The following is a 15,606-nucleotide window of genomic DNA, read 5'->3' as shown; positions in this document are numbered from 1 at the left end:
GAGTTTTTTGCTATATAAAACCCCGTTATCGATTAAGTGATCAAATAGCGGGGTTTATGATAAGTGAGGTTTTTTCTTGACAAGTTTTTTATCAGATTTTGGAGCTGTTTTTTCTCTTCATTAATTTCAATTGGTTGGCAATTTGCTGCAAATTGTCAATTCTGTGTTCATAAGACGGATGAGTACTTAAAAATTCAGGAGGTTGCTCTCCTCCCATTTTACTCATTTTTTGCCATACACTTACCGCAGCATCAGGATTAAAACCGGCCCGGTATGCAAGCTCTAAACCGATTGTATCAGCTTCTGTTTCTTGTTGGCGGTTAAATGGCAAGGAGAAACCTAGATTGGCTACGGTGTTGCCAAGAGCTAATGTTCCGCGATCTGCTCCCATTATGGCAGCTATAGCTATAATACCGCTTTTTATCATTTCACGACTTTGCTGTTCTCTGCTGTGTTCGCGCAGAGCGTGAACTATTTCGTGACCGACCACAATGGCTATTTCATCATCAGTTAGTTTTAATTTGTTAATGATACCTGAATAAACGACAATTTTACCTCCTGGCATACACCAAGCATTTACAGTATCACTGGTAATTACATTGACTTCCCAATTCCATTGTTTGGCGTCAGGACGAAAAGCGGAAGTGGCTGCTATAAGCTTATTAGCAATACGCTTTACTCTTGCCGTTGTTTGTTTATTTGTGTTTAAAAGTTTTTTATCTTTTGCTTGTTTTATTACTTGTGAATAAGCTTGATCAGCTTGAGTATTGATTTGGTCCGCAGAAGTCAGCATTAATTGAGATCGATTGTAATTGGTAAAACCGGATAATGTTGTATAAGTACAACTGCTAAGAGTTGTGATAAAAAATAAAACGATAAGCAGTTTTTTCATGGAAAAATTGGTCCTTTTATTGCTGTATATAGTGATATTTATAAAATTAACTTCTTGTTTTTATTATATAAGTTTTTATATGTCTGTAATATCTTATCATGATTTACGTGTAAATCATTTTAAAAAAAACTTAAAAATAATTATGTATTCTTTGTAGACTGATTGTTATATTAATTATCGCAAGTTAGCTTCTTTTGGTTTTAATTATGTTCTCGTTTTATCAGGAAGATTTGTGCAAAGAATTTTGTCACGTATATTTATTAGTGGATTGCAATAATTTTTTTGTTTCTTGTGAGCGTTTACTTCATCCTGATTTAAATTTTAAACCGGTAATAGTTCTTTCTAATAATGATGGCTGTGTGGTGGCCAGATCAGATGAAGCAAAAGCTTTAGGCATAAAAATGGGAGAGGCGGTATTTAAAATTAAAAATTTAATAGATTCTAAAAATATAGTGGTTTTTTCCTCTAATTTTAATTTGTATTTGGATATTTCCAGTCGGGTGGTAAAAACTTTGGAAAGTATGTGTCCGCATGTCGAACAATATTCTATAGATGAGTCTTTTATTTATTTAGAAAAAGCTACAGAGGAAAGTGCAAAAGATTTGGCATGCAAAGTAAGAAATACGTTAGCTTATTCTTTAGGGATCCCGGTTGGAATAGGTATTGGAACGACGAAAACATTAGCAAAGCTTGCAAGTTATTATGCAAAAAGAAAAGTAAAACGTTCCGGTGCTTATTTTTCAGGATTAAATGAAAAAGCCAGACTTTTTCTTTTAAAAAATAATCCTGTGTCAGAAATATGGGGAATAGGTAAAAGGCTTAGTTTAAAACTTCAATCTATGGGCATTTTTACAGCATGGCAATTTGCTCAGATAGATCTTAATAAATTACGCAGAGATTTTAATATAAATGCAGTACAAACAGCTAAAGAATTAAACGGGATTAATTGTATTGTTGAAGATATTTCTGAAGAAAATCAATCCCAGATTATGTGGTCACGATCTTTTAAAGAAAGATTGTTAACCAAGGAAGAAATTTTTGAGGCTTTGGCTAATTACACTGTTAAAGCTGCTGAAAAGTTAAGGAGTCAGCAAAAATATTGTAAATGTCTTCATTTTCATATAAGAACATCGCTATATGGCAGCAAGGCGAAATACTCTGCAGATGAGACAATAGTTTTGCCGTATCTTAGCAATGATACGCGTGATTTCATAAATGCAGCTAAAAAAGCTTTGGATTTAATGTATCGTCCGGGATATGAATATATGAAGGCCGGCGTGATTTTGACTGATTTTTCTTTTACCCGTACAGAACAAAGTGATTTGTTTTGTAGAGCTCCTGAAATCGGTTCACAACAGAAAGCAGATTCGTTGATGCAGGCGCTTGATGTGTTGAATAGCAGAATAAGCAATACTGTTTATTTAGGAGCCCAAGGCGGTTTATTAAAAGATAAAAAATATTTAAATCGCCAATTTTTATCCAAATCGTTTGCTGATTTTTATAATTTGCCTGAAGTTTCTTATGCAATAGAGGAAAACAAAGAAAAATAATATTTTATTTTCTAGTAATGTGAATGTGTTTTTCAAAATAGATCATCTGCATTATGTAGAATTTTAAGAAATTTCCGAAAATTAATTGAATTATAAGCCAGTTCATTTTTGTTTTTCTATACAAAGAACTTATTAGTTAACCTTATTATTTCTTACAGTAATATATTGTCTAATATTAGAAAGCAGGGCCATCATGCAATAAAGAAAATGGCATTGTTGAGAATTCAATAATAAAGTATAGATGTAATAAAAACGTTTACTTTGATGCTGCACGGATCATTTATGGCAGAAGATTTATCAAAGTCTGAGTTGCTGTAGGTTTGCCGTAAGAGTTCGTCATAATTTAAAACATCATTAATTGTTATTTGGCAGTATGCCTTTGGTCTTTAGTTCGAGACATAACAAATATTTATTAAAAGAATTTATAATTTTTTATCTTATCTATTTGAGAAGAACGACAGTAAGGACAAGTATTAAATGTATTGCTTTTTAATATTTTAAACCATTCATTATGCAGTTCTTCAAAATAAACGTAATGTGTTCCGCAGTCACCACATACTAAACTTTCGCAATTTTTCTCTAAAAACAGTTTTAAAATAGAGAAAAACTCTACATATGAAGGAAAGAAAATAAAGTGTGATTTTCCGTGCCAAGGTTTATAAAAATCTATACGTTTAAAAATTGTTTTGCCGGACATATATGCGCCAATAGCTAAAGTGTGTTCTATTAAATGCGAGTTATGTCGTCCGGATTCATTTAACGGAGTAGATAAATTATGATTATGTAATACTCTAAAGCCCATTTGATAAAAACTTATCATAATGTTGCAAAATAAAGCTTTTGCCGGGTGATCACAGGCACTTAAACATAATTTATTAGATCCACGGTTAAATTTCTTATCAGAAACTGCTGCCGTCTTTGTTTCTTCTATAAGTTCATGTAATTTTCTAAATGATATACGGGTGGCTTTGTATATGTTTCCGTAAGGTACGCCGGCTATTAACATGATTTTGCTTAAGTGAAGTTTAAGCTCATATTCTCCGGATAAAATGAAAGACGAGAAGTTGTCGTATGCAAAATCGCGAATGAAATTTTCAATAATTTGAAAAAAGCCTTTATTGGGATTGCATAAATTTGCCAGTAATAAATAGGGATTTCTTTCTGATTTATTAAAGTAATTGGCTATTGTATTTATGTTAAAGTTGCCGAAATTTAAAGAGTTTATAAAATTTTCATTACCGGTTTTAGCAGTAAGTTTGTTAGCACAAGGATCATATTCGGCATATCTGTTTAAAAACAGTTGAAATCGAGGAAATCTTTTTTTGTTTAAAAGATATGTGAAATAAACATATTGCGATAAAGTAATAGGAATATGAGATGAAACGGATCTGTAAATTGAATATGCGACGTGAATGTTAAGATCTTTGCCGGATAAGTCGTAATAAAAATTTTTGTAATTTAGATTCTTTTCTGAAGAAAAATGATTATCTTTTTTTATTTGGGGTGGTAGAAATAGGTCGCTTTGTGAGCAGTCTGTTATTCTTTGTGGGGAAATATCTATTCTATCAGCGCGATCAGCAAAAAGTTTGTGATGAGTAAATTTATTAGAATAATTAGTCATTTTATATTTATATATAATTAATATTATCTAATTTAAATGGATTGGGAATACAATAACTTAAATGAAGTTAATTGTTTGTTTTATATGAGTAAGCGTAAATATACTGATAAAAAAACAAAAGTCAAATAATTTTATATAAACATAAAAATTATAATAATTTTTATTATTAGATATATACGGATTTTAATTTAATTCTAAAACTGTAAATATTTTTTCTTTATAAAATAATGTATTAATAAATATATATTTAATTTTTTGCTGGAATCTATTACATAAAATAAAGGCCGCTTATCTTAAATAAGAGGCCCTACTTATAAAGTAATAAATAATAATTATTTAGCAGGAGGAATTAATCCTACCTGTAAATCTTCCGCAGTATAGATATGTTTGCCGTCAGCAAACACTTTTCCATCTGCTACACCCATAATCAATTTTCCGCGTTCAATAATGCGTTTTATAGTGATTTCATAGGTAACAAGCTTGCAACTATCTATAACTTCACCTTTGAACTTAACTTTGTTAACGCCAAGGGCTCTCCCTTTTCCGGGGCCTCCGCGCCAGCCAAGGAAGAAACCTACTAATTGCCACATGGCATCAAGTCCGAGACAACCCGGCATAACAGGATCTCCCGGGAAATGACATGCGAAAAACCACAAATCAGGTGTTATATCAAGTTCAGCCTGAATAAAACCAAGACCATGCTCTCCGCCAGTGTCATCTATATGTGTAATTCGGTCGAACATCAGCATATTGGGAGCAGGAAGCTGACTATTGCCGGGTCCGAAAAGTTCGCCGCGACTGCAGGCTAATAAATCTTCTTTTGAAAAAGAATGGATTCCGCGTTCAAGCAGTGAAGCCATTAATAAACTCCTTTAAATAATAAAAGTCCGACCGTGCGGACTTTTTTAATGATTAGCGAGTACCAAAAACAACAATAGTCTTGCCGTGAGCTGTAATAAGATGCTGTTCCTCCATCATTTTAAGAATACGTCCGACAGTTTCTCTTGAGCAGCCTACAATCTGTCCTATTTCTTGGCGAGTGATCTTAATCTGCATTCCATTCGGATGGGTCATAGCTTCCGGTTGGTGCGCTAAATTGATTAAGGTTTGAGCAATACGTCCAGTCACGTCAAGGAATGCTAAGTTACCGACTTTTTTTGATGTCGCAGCAAGACGACGAGACATTTGAGCAGATAGACGCATTAAGATTTCGGGGTTAACTTGAACTAATTGTTTGAATTTGCTGTAGGAAACCTCTGCAACTTCACATTGAGTCTTTGCACGTACCCAAGCAGTTCTGATTGGGTTTTCAGATTGATCGAAAAGTCCTACTTCTCCTATGAAATCACCTTGATTCAAGTAGGTAAGAATCATTTCGCGCCCTTCGGCATCTTTAATTAAGACAACAACCGATCCCTTAACAATGTAGTATAAGGTTTCGGCTTTTTCTCCGGCGTGCATAATTGAACTTTTAGCAGGATACTTATGGATGTGGCACTGGCTTATGAACCAGCTGATAGTGCTGTCTGTTTGCGGTTTTATAATACTGCTCATAATTTATAGCTATATGACCTTAACTTATTGTTTAAAGGTAAAAATATATTTTTTTTTGATAATAACAGAATTCATCACAGATTTAACAGTAGAAGCCGTTAAAACCTTACTCTGATCAAAATTTGAGCAAAAATTTTGATCAAATTTTAAAATAAATGTTGTTCTGTTGTAGATATAATCTAATAATCAGATAACTTTGAAAATAAATCAATGCAAAATTAATATAATTTTAAAATAATAATTATGAAAAATATTGAAGATGATAATGCGCAGAGTATGCGTGATTTTAATAAAAATGCTTCATCCGGGTTATTTGCATATTATCGTAATTTAGACACTGCTTTTACGAAAGAAACAGATCCAAAAAACTCTTTAATTACATCTAAAGCAATTTCTTTATGTGAAAAATGGATACAAAGGCGCTGTACGGATGTGATTGGCGGCAGAGATGTTTTGCAAAAAAGGTCGATTAGCGATGATTGTTTTGAGATTCTACTGCGGACTTTGATTTTTGCCAGTCGTGCCGATGGAAAAATTGATAAAGATGAGCACAATTCGATAATCAGTGTTTTGAAAAAGTTTGCTAAAGAAGAGGATATGTACGGTATAGTCGATACTATGCTTACAGAAGATCTTGATGTTAGGAAAATATCTTCCAAAATACTTTTTAAAGAAGAAGCAGTGGATGCCTATTTTATTGCAGCAATGATTTTGCAGGGAGACAATTTCATGGAACGGCATTTTTTAGAGCTGTTTGCTGCTACTTTAGAAATCACGCCTTCACTTCAGAAAAAAATTGAGATTGATGCTTTAAAGTTCGTAAATTCGTCGCAGTTTTGAGATCTCTTTAAAAGCTTCGCTTTTGCTCTCTTATCTGAATGACTTATCCGTGGTATTATATGGGGGCCTAATAAACGGATATAAAGACGTTCGTTTTTCGGTAATAAAATTTATATAAAACACAGCATTAAGTTTAGGTACCACCAATGATCTATTCAAAAGAAGTAGAGAATATGTGCCCGGTCACCAAAGGCGCATATCATGGTCCTGCTCCTATTCCTGAAGAAGGCAAATGGGTTCAGGCAAAAGAAATCAAAGATATCAGTGGCCTTACTCATGGTATCGGCTGGTGTGCTCCTGAGCAGGGCACCTGCAAGCTCACCTTGAACGTTAAGGACGGTATTATTGAAGAAGCCTTGGTCGAGACTATCGGCTGCACCGGTATGACTCACTCTGCTGCAATGGCTTCAGAAATTCTTCCGGGTAAGACTTTACTTGAGGCTTTAAATACCGATCTCGTTTGCGATGCTATCAATACCGCAATGCGTGAATTATTCCTGCAGATTGTATACGGACGTACTCAGACTGCGTTCTCTGAAGGCGGTCTCCCTATTGGTGCCTCGCTTGAAGATTTGGGCAAGAACCTTCGCAGCCAGGTTGGCACTATGTTCGGTACCAGAGCAAAAGGCTCACGTTATCTCGAAATGACCGAAGGTTATGTAACTCGTTTGGCTTTAAATGAGCAGAATGAGATTGTCGGTTACGAGTTTGTAAACTTAGGCAAACTTATCGATTTGCTCAAAGCTAATCCCGACATGAAAGGCTCTGACGCAATCGCCAAGATCCGTGGACACTATGGACAGTTCGATAACGCTGCCAAGTACATTGATCCGAGAAAAGAATAAGAGGTGTACTGAAAATGGCATTATTTGAAAGTTATGAGCGTCGTATTGACAAAGTAAATAAAGTTTTAAACGAGAACGGTATTGCCTCTTTGGATGAAGCCATGCAGATTTGTAAAGATCATGGCATCAATCCGTATGACAAGGTTCGTGAAATTCAGCCGATTGCCTTTGAGAATGCTTGCTGGGCATATACTGCAGGTGCAGCTATTGCAATTAAGAAAAATTGTGTAAACGCCGCAGATGCAGCTGAAGCAATTGGTATCGGTTTACAGGCTTTCTGCATTCCCGGCTCTGTTGCCGAGGATCGTAAAGTAGGTTTGGGTCACGGCAATTTGGGTGCAATGCTTCTTCGTGACGAGACCAAGTGCTTTGCTTTCTTGGCCGGTCATGAGTCTTTTGCTGCAGCTGAAGGCGCTATCGGTATCGTTCGTAATGCAAATAAAGCTCGTAAGACTCCGTTGCGCGTTATTTTGAACGGTCTTGGTAAAGATGCTGCTCAGATTATTTCTCGCATTAACGGCTTTACTTACGTCCAGACCAAGTTCGATTACTTCACCGGCGAGTTAAACATTGTACGTGAAATCGCTTACTCTAACGGTGAGCGTGCCGCTGTTCGTTGCTATGGTGCAGACGATGTCCGTGAAGGCGTTGCAATTATGCATAAAGAAGGTGTTGACGTTTCTATTACCGGAAACTCTACCAACCCGACTCGTTTCCAGCATCCGGTTGCCGGCACTTATAAGAAAGAGTGTGTTGAACAGGGTAAGAAGTACTTCTCCGTTGCATCAGGCGGCGGTACCGGCCGTACTCTTCACCCGGACAACATGGCTGCAGGTCCTGCTTCTTACGGTATGACCGACACCATGGGTCGTATGCATTCAGATGCCCAGTTTGCCGGCTCTTCTTCCGTACCTGCTCACGTAGAAATGATGGGCTTTTTAGGTATGGGCAACAACCCGATGGTTGGTGCTACCGTAGCAATTGCCGTTGCAGTTTCTGAAGCTTTGAAAAACAAGTAATTTGTAGAAACTTTTAAACATATATTAAAAACCCGTTGATATCGAGATAAATTTCGAGTTCTGCGGGTTTTTTATTTTTGTGTATAAATTCAGAAAATCTTTTGCTCTTTATAACTTTATGAGCAATTATTTAAATAAAAGGAAATTCTCTCGTGCGCTATGGTGGGATGATTATGGTTAGAATAAAAAAGCAATAAAGAAGACAGCTTAGCTACTTATATGATTTTGTGTTTTATTTTTTATAGGACCCCGGAAGTGCCGCTGTCGATATGACTCCTTGAACCATGAAGTTCAAGTGGAGCACCTGTGATGAAATAAGGCTTCCTGTACTAAAAAGCAGGCCTGCACAACAATCACCAGGGAGACGCCCCGATCTGGTATTATCGGCTCAGGGTAAATGCGACTGGCCAACACCCCAGGGAAATTTTTAGGTAACTCAATTACCTTGGATGCTAATTTATCAAAAAAACGTTGATGTTTCAATGTTTTCATGAATTTATTAATGTAATTTACATGTGTGATACAAAATTATCAAAAAGTTCTTTACTTATCTGTTTGTAGTATTTATTTTAAAGCTTTGCATTGACTATTTTTCTTTTGTAAGTAAATAGGTAAAATCTGCTTGGCAGATTTTTATAGTGCTCATTTTTAGTTGTTTATGATTAAAAATGAGCAGTTTTCTTTTAAATTCTTAATAAAGATTTATTTTGGATATTGCAAGATAACTTAATTAACGTTATTACTAATATAAGTAGAATTTGCTTAAATTAAAATTAAGGTCAAGAATGGTTCCTTTTTTCGTTGATTTACTCTCATTTTTCTTAAAAACTCTGATTGTCATCTTGGTTGTTTCAATACCTGTCGGTTTGGTCTTTGCTGCTGTTTTAAAATCAAAAGGTAAAAAAAATCCTTCAACGTATGCAGACTCCAAACTAATTATCCGTGATTTAAAGTCGGTTTATGAAAAACGCAAGAAGTCTATGGTAAAAGCTTTGAGCGTCTATGATCCTGATAAGAAAATTGCGTCGCTTGATGAAAAGAAAAAGAAGAAAAAAGATAAAAAAGAAGATAAAGATTTGAAAATAAAGGATCGTCAAAGTTTTATTGAGAATTTAAAAAAACTTGAAGATGAAGGTGTTTTTTGTCCGCAGAATTTATATGTAGTAAATTTTGTCGGTTCAACGAAGGGTAATGAAGTTAAAAAATTACGCAAAGAAATTGATGCAATTTTAGATGTAGCAACCCCAAAGGACGAAGTTATAGTAAATTTAACATCACCTGGCGGTATGGTAAATTCTTACGGATTGTGTGCTTCACAACTTGCAAGGATCCGAGATCGCGGCATAAAACTTACCTGCACTGTAGATAGTGTTGCAGCATCTGGCGGTTATCTGATGGCGTCAGTAGCCGATCATATTGTAGCGGCGCCTTTTTCTTATATCGGCTCGATAGGGGTTATAGCGGGAATCCCTAATTTTAGAAAAGTACTTGATAAATATGATGTCGAGTATGAACAAATAACAGCAGGCAAATATAAACGTACGCTGTCAATGCTCGGAGAAAACACACAGGAAGGTCGAAAAAAATTCAAAGAAGAGTTAGAAGCCATTCATGCCCGTTTTAAAGAGCAGGTACAAAAGTACCGTCCTTTCATTAATATTGATGAAGTTGCTACAGGTGAGTATTGGCTTGCAAGTGATGCTCTTAAATTAAAACTGGTTGATGAAATAGCTACTTCTGATGAATATATCAGTAAAAAAGTAGCACAAACTTATGGTTGCGCTCTGCAAATTATGTGCGCCCGCAAGCAAAAAAGGTCGTTACTGTCTAAACTTAAACAATTAATTTTGCTAAAACATATAAAGAGCGACATCGGTAAGCTTTTGTTATCTGCAAAAGATGACGAATTTACAGGAATACGTTAAAAATTATAAGGTTGTAAGCTGATGAGTAAGTCTTTAGTTATCGTTGAGTCTCCTTCTAAGGCCAAAATTATAAATCGTTATTTGGGAGAGGACTTTGTTGTAAAGGCGAGTGTCGGACATATAAGGGATTTACCGGTAAGCTCGTCGTCAGGACGTGGAAAAAAAACTACGGCTAAAGATAAGAAAACGAATCCGCTTTTTGACAGAATGGGAATAGACCCTGAAAATAATTGGCAGGCACGTTACGAAATTATGCCTGGTAAAGAAAATGTTGTAAGTGAATTAAAAAAATTATCAAAAGATGCCGATAAAGTTTATTTGGCAACTGACTTGGATCGTGAGGGAGAAGCAATTGCCTGGCATTTACGTGAGGTTTTAGGCGGTAAAAAAGATCGTTATTTACGTGTTAAGTATCCTGAAATCACAAAAGCCGCTATTAATAAAGCCTTTGAAAATCCAGGTACCATTAATATGGATCTGGTTAATGCGCAGCAGACCAGACGTTTTTTAGATCGCGTTGTTGGTTTTATGGTTTCTCCTCTTTTATGGACTAAGGTTGCAAGAGGTCTGTCTGCAGGTCGTGTTCAATCGGTAGCTGTTGAGCTTATTGTTGACAGAGAAAGAGAGATAAAGGCATTTATTCCTAAAGAATATTGGACTATTGATGCCGATACTCTAACAACACACGAAGCATTTTTAAAATTGCAGCTTATAAGTAAAAACGGCAAAAAGCTTGAAATAGCTGATGAAAAAGCTGCGAACTTTATTAAAGATGAATTAAAAGTAAATGTTTTTAAGGTAGCAAAGGTTGAAGCTAAAAAAGGTTCGCTTCATGCTCCAGCTCCGTTTACCACATCAACCTTGCAGCAAAGCGCTAATCAGAAATTGGGTTTTTCTGTAAAACGTACTATGATGGTTGCGCAGCGCCTTTATGAAAACGGTCTTATTACTTATATGAGAACTGACAGTGTTAATTTGTCAGCAGAGGCAATAAGTGCTGCACGCGAGCAGATTGAAAAGAATTTCGGAAAAGAATATTTGCCGGAAAAACCTAATTTTTATAAATCAAAAGAATCAGCACAGGAAGCTCATGAGGCTATACGGCCATCTCACCCTGAACTTTCAGCAAAAGATTTGCCGGCATCGGTTGATCGGGACGGGCAGCGTTTATATGCTTTGATTTATGCTCGATATTTAGCTTGTCAAATGGCTCCGCAAACTTATGAAACTACCACAATAAGTGTTGAGGCTGGTGACTATTTGTTAAGAACTAGCGGCAAAACCGTATTATTTGAAGGTTTCAGAGCTGCTTTGCCTTCATCATCTAAAGACAGCAATCTATTGCCTAAAGTCTGTGTAGGAGAGATCCTTAAGTTAAAAGAAATTATTCCGCAGCAGCACTTTACTCAGCCTCCGGCTCGCTTTTCCGAAGCCACTTTAGTAAAAGAGCTTGAAAAAGATGGTATCGGCAGACCTTCTACTTATGCTGCCATCATCAGTACGATACAGGATCGCGGTTACGTGAAGATTGAACGCGGACGTTTTTATGCTGAGAAGATGGGAGAAATCGTTACAGATAGACTTCGCAAGAGTTTTAAAGAATTAATGGATCTTAATTTTACCGCATCAATGGAGGATAATCTTGATGAGATTGCAAGCGGTAAGGCTGATTGGATTGATAGTCTGAATAAGTTTTACGGTCGTTTCAGCAAGACCTTGGAAGAAGCCAAAAAGCCTGCTAGTGAAGGCGGTATGCCGGAAAATAAGGCAATCGTGACTGATTTGATTTGTCCCGAGTGCGGAAAGTACAAGATGGCATTGCATACCGGGCGTACCGGTACATTTCTTGCCTGCCAAGGTTATTATGATAAGACGGTTTCTGCAGATAAACGGTGTAAAAAGACTTTAAATTTAAAGGAAATTGATCTTAATGACTTTAGTAAAAAAGATTTGTCTGAAACAGATGAAGCAGAGTTGATGCGTAAACGTAAGCGCTGTCCAATATGCGGCTCTGTTATGGATGCTTTCTTTATTGATGATTCTCACAAACTTTATGTTTGCGCTAACTCTCCTGCTTGTTCAGGAACTGTTCTTGAAGAAGGGAATTTTGCTGCAGAACAGAATCAGGGGCCTGTTATCGAGTGTGATCGCTGCGGAGCTCCAATGGTTCTTAAAGACGGGCGATTCGGTAAATATATGGCATGTACCAATACCGAATGCGGTAATACGCGTAAAATTTTAAAAAGCGGAGAAGTTGCACCGCCTAAAGAGCCGGCCGTTGATTTACCGGAGCTAGAATGTAAAACGCCAGGTTCCCATTATGTTTTAAGAGACGGCGCTGCCGGATTGTTCTTGGCTGCGCATAATTTCCCTAAAGTACGTGAAACCCGTCCTGTTTTGGTAAAAGAGCTCAAGCGCTTTAGAGATAGAATTTCACCAAAATTTTATTATTTGGCAGACGGCCCTGAAGCCGATGAAAACGGAAATCCTGCAGAAGTAAGATTTTCGCGAAAGGTTAAAAAACAATATTTGATGACTGAGTCTAACGGGAAGCCTACCGGGTGGACTGCTTTTTACAATGAAAAAGAAGAAAAATGGGAAATAAATTTACCTGTAGTAAAAAAATCTACGGTAAAGAAAAAACAGACAGTTCAAAAATCATCTAAAAAATAATCGGTTAAAAGGCGGTAAAAAACAACCGCCTTTAAAGCTCTTCAGCAAACCTAATAATATTGCGTATTCGCTTTAATCCGGCTTCATCATTTTCTTCAAGATTGTTAGCCAATATTTTTGCTTCTTTTAAGAATACCGGAAGATCTTTGCGCATTTTTTTTACACAGTATTCATAATATTTATTAAGCTCTTGATCGGTAAGTGTTCCTTGAAAGTTTTCACAGCGATATAAAAATAAATGATTGCTTAAAACTTGAGAGTCAGTTTCCATATTGGGATATAAGCTGTGTGGATCTTTTTTGCCTATTGATTCATAAAAAGCCATATCTGCTGCATTAAGATTCATAAAAAATTTGTCTTTATAAGGAAGTGTGTCCGTATTAAATATAAGATCTTCAGATGAGCTTTTTAAAATTGACAAAGTATTAGATAAATTAAAATGTAATTTTTGTAAGCGATCGGGGGTCAAAATACTAAGAGGAGCAATCATATACATTAAATCAAGATCTATTGCTTCATACTTCAGTTCTTCTTCATTATTGCAAGTCAGCGCATAAAGCAACGTATTTTGCAGTTTTATTGGTTTTATTATTTTTATTTCGGTATTATCAAGCAGAGCCAAGCAATCACGGGTACTGATTGATTTTCTTATAAAGTTTATTTTGTCAGCAGTCGGCCTTAATAAATACGCAGCGATCTTGTAATTGTCGGTAATAAGCTTTTTAAAAAGTTTTATAAGAAGCTTAAGTCGTGCAATATGATCATTTGCTTTTTCATTTTCGTAAAGTTCAAGAATTTTGGCGTTGGCAATCAGATCACTTTGTGCAGTGAAGCTTTGTGTGCCGAAAATTGAAGCTACGTTAAGTGCTGTTTTTACGTCAAATACGCTTTTAGGTTTTTGCAGTATATCGGGTACAAGGAAACAACGTAGGGATATAGCATTCAATGCCTGCAGATGTCTTGCTGAAAAAGTAACGACGGTAAGATTTTTGTTGTCAAAATGAGATTTTAGACAATTGATGAATTTGCTTTCACAAATCCCGTCGCGCAAGAGATCCACATTAAGATCTAAAGTGTATAGATATGCAGGACTGGGTAAAGCGTTATACGGCAGTTTGCACCTTAAAATTTCGTATTCGCTTAATGGATTTAGATTGGCATCTGTACGGCATAAAACAACGCCGTAAAGTCTGGCGTTTTTGCCGGGCGCAGTAAGGGGTAAAGGCAGTACGAAAAGGTACTGCCCGTCAAGACGATTTAGCATTTATTTAAATTGATTTTGAGCTTTATCGTAGGTAAATCCCGCGTTATTTAAACGGGTTTTTAATTTTTCTTCGTCGATATCGAAGCTTTTGCAAAGATCTTCTAGAGATGGATAATTATCTCGCAGCTGCATATTAACTGCAGACAATAAGATAAAAGGATCCATTTTTTCGTAGTTATCAAGAGAAAACATTATTTGGCCTCAAAAACAATATTATCTCGTACAGCGCAGGCCTTTGCTACAGCGTCTTTAACGTCGGATCCGCGTGCTAAAGCCACTCCCATACGTCTTTCTCCATGGATTTCGGGTTTACCGAAAATTCTGACGGCACAATCAGGAGCCATGCTCAAAGCTTTATCAAGATTTGAATAGGTAAGATTATTGCCTTCACCTTTCACTAAGACGGCTGCTGATGCTGAAGGTCCGTAGAAAGCTATATTACCTATAGGAAGACCTAATAAGGCACGAACATGCAGAGCAAATTCTGACATGTCTTGAGAAATTAAAGTTACCATGCCGGTATCATGCGGGCGAGGAGATAATTCCGAGAAAATTACTTTATCGCCGCAAATGAATAATTCCACACCGAAAATTCCGTATCCGCCTAATGCCTTAACAACAGTTGAAGCGATGCGTTTGCATTCATCTAAAACGGTATCAGTTAAAGGTTCAGGCTGCCATGATTCTCGGTAATCACCGTTTTCCTGACGGTGGCCGATGGGTTGGCAGAAGTGAATCCCGTCTACGGCATGAACGGTTAGTAGAGTTATTTCACGGTCAAATTTTACCATGCTTTCCACAATTACTCTCTGCTCACCGCCGCGGCCGGCTTTTAAAGCGTAGTCCCAAGCCTTTTCAACATCTTCAGGAGCTTTTACCGTACTCTGACCTTTACCAGAAGAGCTCATAGTAGGCTTCATTATGCAGGGAAAACCGATTTTATCGATATTAGCTTTAATTTCTGCAAGAGAAGAGGCAAAGAAATATTTTGAAGTAGGTAATCCCAATTTTTCTGCGGCTAATGTTCTTATTGCTTCGCGGTTCATTGTAATATGAGCGGCGTGCGCGCACGGAACCACATGAAGGCCTTCTTTTTCTTCAAGTTCCATTAATGTAGAAGTGGAGATTGCCTCAATCTCGGGAATTACAAAATCAGGTTTTACTTTATGAATTAAAGCTGAAAGCTCATCGTGATCTTTCATGTTAATAACAGCTTTGTCTTGGGCAACTTGCATAGCAGGGGCATTGTCATAGCGATCGCAGGCTATTACTTTTATTCCCAGGCGTATAAGTTCAATGGCAACTTCTTTACCTAATTCTCCCGAACCTAAAAGTAAAGCGGTGGTCGGGCGACCGTTAACGGTATTATGAATGCTGATAGCTGATGCCATAAGTAAACCTTCTTTTAGCTCTGAAATGTATT

At 36.6% G+C, this 15,606-nt stretch carries 13 protein-coding genes and 1 other RNA gene; 6 read left to right on the top strand and 8 right to left on the bottom strand.

What is annotated here, in order from left to right:
• Positions 1-91: 91 nt before the first annotated feature.
• Positions 92-892 (bottom strand): M48 family metallopeptidase, encoded by an 801-nt coding sequence (locus HMPREF9444_RS09710; RefSeq protein WP_040909516.1) that lies wholly within the window; start codon positions 890-892, stop codon positions 92-94.
• A gap of 206 nt (positions 893-1,098) precedes the next feature.
• Between HMPREF9444_RS09710 and HMPREF9444_RS09705 the strand changes: the two genes are divergently transcribed.
• The gene (locus tag HMPREF9444_RS09705) at positions 1,099-2,442 is read left to right on the top strand and encodes a Y-family DNA polymerase (RefSeq protein ID WP_009144262.1); all 1,344 of its coding nucleotides are present in this window, start codon (positions 1,099-1,101) and stop codon (positions 2,440-2,442) included.
• Positions 2,443-2,854: 412 nt separating this feature from the next.
• Here the strand turns inward: HMPREF9444_RS09705 and HMPREF9444_RS09700 are convergent, their stop codons facing one another.
• The 3 genes from HMPREF9444_RS09700 to crp all read right to left on the bottom strand — a co-directional run bounded on the left by HMPREF9444_RS09700 (position 2,855) and on the right by crp (position 5,617).
• Positions 2,855-4,063, bottom strand: coding sequence for a hypothetical protein (locus HMPREF9444_RS09700; protein ID WP_009144261.1), 1,209 nt, complete (start codon positions 4,061-4,063; stop codon positions 2,855-2,857).
• 332 nt (positions 4,064-4,395) lie between these two features.
• Complete coding sequence (fabA, locus tag HMPREF9444_RS09695; protein WP_009144260.1) at positions 4,396-4,923, bottom strand: 3-hydroxyacyl-[acyl-carrier-protein] dehydratase FabA; 528 nt, start codon at positions 4,921-4,923, stop codon at positions 4,396-4,398.
• A gap of 52 nt (positions 4,924-4,975) precedes the next feature.
• The gene (gene crp / locus HMPREF9444_RS09690; RefSeq protein ID WP_009144259.1) at positions 4,976-5,617 is read right to left on the bottom strand and encodes a cAMP-activated global transcriptional regulator CRP; all 642 of its coding nucleotides are present in this window, start codon (positions 5,615-5,617) and stop codon (positions 4,976-4,978) included.
• Positions 5,618-5,860: 243 nt separating this feature from the next.
• On the opposite strand from crp, the gene HMPREF9444_RS09685 reads away from it, so the two are divergent.
• The 3 genes from HMPREF9444_RS09685 (at position 5,861) to HMPREF9444_RS09675 (ending at position 8,321) form a co-directional block, all read left to right on the top strand.
• Positions 5,861-6,457, top strand: a complete 597-nt coding sequence (locus HMPREF9444_RS09685; protein ID WP_009144258.1) for a DUF533 domain-containing protein — start codon at positions 5,861-5,863, stop codon at positions 6,455-6,457.
• A gap of 146 nt (positions 6,458-6,603) precedes the next feature.
• On the top strand, positions 6,604-7,302 hold the full coding sequence (locus HMPREF9444_RS09680; RefSeq protein ID WP_009144257.1) for an iron-sulfur cluster assembly scaffold protein: 699 nt from the start codon (positions 6,604-6,606) through the stop codon (positions 7,300-7,302).
• A gap of 14 nt (positions 7,303-7,316) precedes the next feature.
• Entirely contained in the window at positions 7,317-8,321 is a 1,005-nt protein-coding gene (locus HMPREF9444_RS09675; protein ID WP_009144256.1) for a GGGtGRT protein, read from the top strand.
• A 242-nt stretch (positions 8,322-8,563) separates the two neighbouring features.
• Here HMPREF9444_RS09675 and ssrS read toward each other — a convergent pair.
• A non-coding RNA gene (gene ssrS / locus HMPREF9444_RS10855) (6S RNA) lies at positions 8,564-8,746 on the bottom strand.
• 360 nt (positions 8,747-9,106) lie between these two features.
• On the opposite strand from ssrS, the gene sohB reads away from it, so the two are divergent.
• Positions 9,107-10,246, top strand: coding sequence for a protease SohB (gene sohB / locus HMPREF9444_RS09670; RefSeq protein ID WP_009144255.1), 1,140 nt, complete (start codon positions 9,107-9,109; stop codon positions 10,244-10,246).
• Positions 10,247-10,267: 21 nt separating this feature from the next.
• Positions 10,268-12,919, top strand: a complete 2,652-nt coding sequence (gene topA / locus HMPREF9444_RS09665) for a type I DNA topoisomerase (RefSeq protein WP_009144254.1) — start codon at positions 10,268-10,270, stop codon at positions 12,917-12,919.
• 31 nt (positions 12,920-12,950) lie between these two features.
• On the opposite strand, the gene HMPREF9444_RS09660 is transcribed toward topA, so the two are convergent.
• From HMPREF9444_RS09660 to purT, 3 genes are read right to left on the bottom strand one after another with little or no spacing between them, the layout of a single operon-like run.
• Positions 12,951-14,183: a hypothetical protein gene (locus HMPREF9444_RS09660; RefSeq protein WP_009144253.1), complete on the bottom strand. Its 1,233-nt coding sequence runs from the start codon at positions 14,181-14,183 to the stop codon at positions 12,951-12,953.
• Positions 14,184-14,375, bottom strand: coding sequence for a DUF4250 domain-containing protein (locus tag HMPREF9444_RS09655; protein WP_009144252.1), 192 nt, complete (start codon positions 14,373-14,375; stop codon positions 14,184-14,186). It abuts the gene before it with no gap.
• Positions 14,375-15,574, bottom strand: a complete 1,200-nt coding sequence (purT, locus tag HMPREF9444_RS09650; protein ID WP_009144251.1) for a formate-dependent phosphoribosylglycinamide formyltransferase — start codon at positions 15,572-15,574, stop codon at positions 14,375-14,377. The genes HMPREF9444_RS09655 and purT overlap by 1 nt, the downstream gene beginning before the upstream one ends.
• Between the last annotated feature and the right edge of the window lie 32 nt (positions 15,575-15,606).

This window comes from Succinatimonas hippei YIT 12066 (assembly GCF_000188195.1).
GTDB lineage: Bacteria > Pseudomonadota > Gammaproteobacteria > Enterobacterales > Succinivibrionaceae > Succinatimonas > Succinatimonas hippei.
The sequence above is the reverse complement of the archived record's forward strand: the minus strand, read 5'-3'. Positions and strand labels throughout refer to the sequence as shown.

Excerpts from the sequence above, each read along its gene's own strand:
- HMPREF9444_RS09675 (WP_009144256.1), top strand. The coding sequence starts at position 7,317 with ATGGCATTATTTGAAAGTTATGAGCGTCGTATTGACAAAGTAAATAAA.
- purT (WP_009144251.1), bottom strand. The coding sequence starts at position 15,574 with ATGGCATCAGCTATCAGCATTCATAATACCGTTAACGGTCGCCCGACC.
- sohB (WP_009144255.1), top strand. The coding sequence starts at position 9,107 with ATGGTTCCTTTTTTCGTTGATTTACTCTCATTTTTCTTAAAAACTCTG.
- topA (WP_009144254.1), top strand. The coding sequence starts at position 10,268 with ATGAGTAAGTCTTTAGTTATCGTTGAGTCTCCTTCTAAGGCCAAAATT.
- HMPREF9444_RS09705 (WP_009144262.1), top strand. The coding sequence starts at position 1,099 with ATGTTCTCGTTTTATCAGGAAGATTTGTGCAAAGAATTTTGTCACGTA.
- HMPREF9444_RS09710 (WP_040909516.1), bottom strand. The coding sequence starts at position 892 with ATGAAAAAACTGCTTATCGTTTTATTTTTTATCACAACTCTTAGCAGT.
- HMPREF9444_RS09685 (WP_009144258.1), top strand. The coding sequence starts at position 5,861 with ATGAAAAATATTGAAGATGATAATGCGCAGAGTATGCGTGATTTTAAT.
- HMPREF9444_RS09700 (WP_009144261.1), bottom strand. The coding sequence starts at position 4,063 with ATGACTAATTATTCTAATAAATTTACTCATCACAAACTTTTTGCTGAT.
- crp (WP_009144259.1), bottom strand. The coding sequence starts at position 5,617 with ATGAGCAGTATTATAAAACCGCAAACAGACAGCACTATCAGCTGGTTC.
- HMPREF9444_RS09680 (WP_009144257.1), top strand. The coding sequence starts at position 6,604 with ATGATCTATTCAAAAGAAGTAGAGAATATGTGCCCGGTCACCAAAGGC.
- fabA (WP_009144260.1), bottom strand. The coding sequence starts at position 4,923 with ATGGCTTCACTGCTTGAACGCGGAATCCATTCTTTTTCAAAAGAAGAT.
- HMPREF9444_RS09660 (WP_009144253.1), bottom strand. The coding sequence starts at position 14,183 with ATGCTAAATCGTCTTGACGGGCAGTACCTTTTCGTACTGCCTTTACCC.
- HMPREF9444_RS09655 (WP_009144252.1), bottom strand. The coding sequence starts at position 14,375 with ATGTTTTCTCTTGATAACTACGAAAAAATGGATCCTTTTATCTTATTG.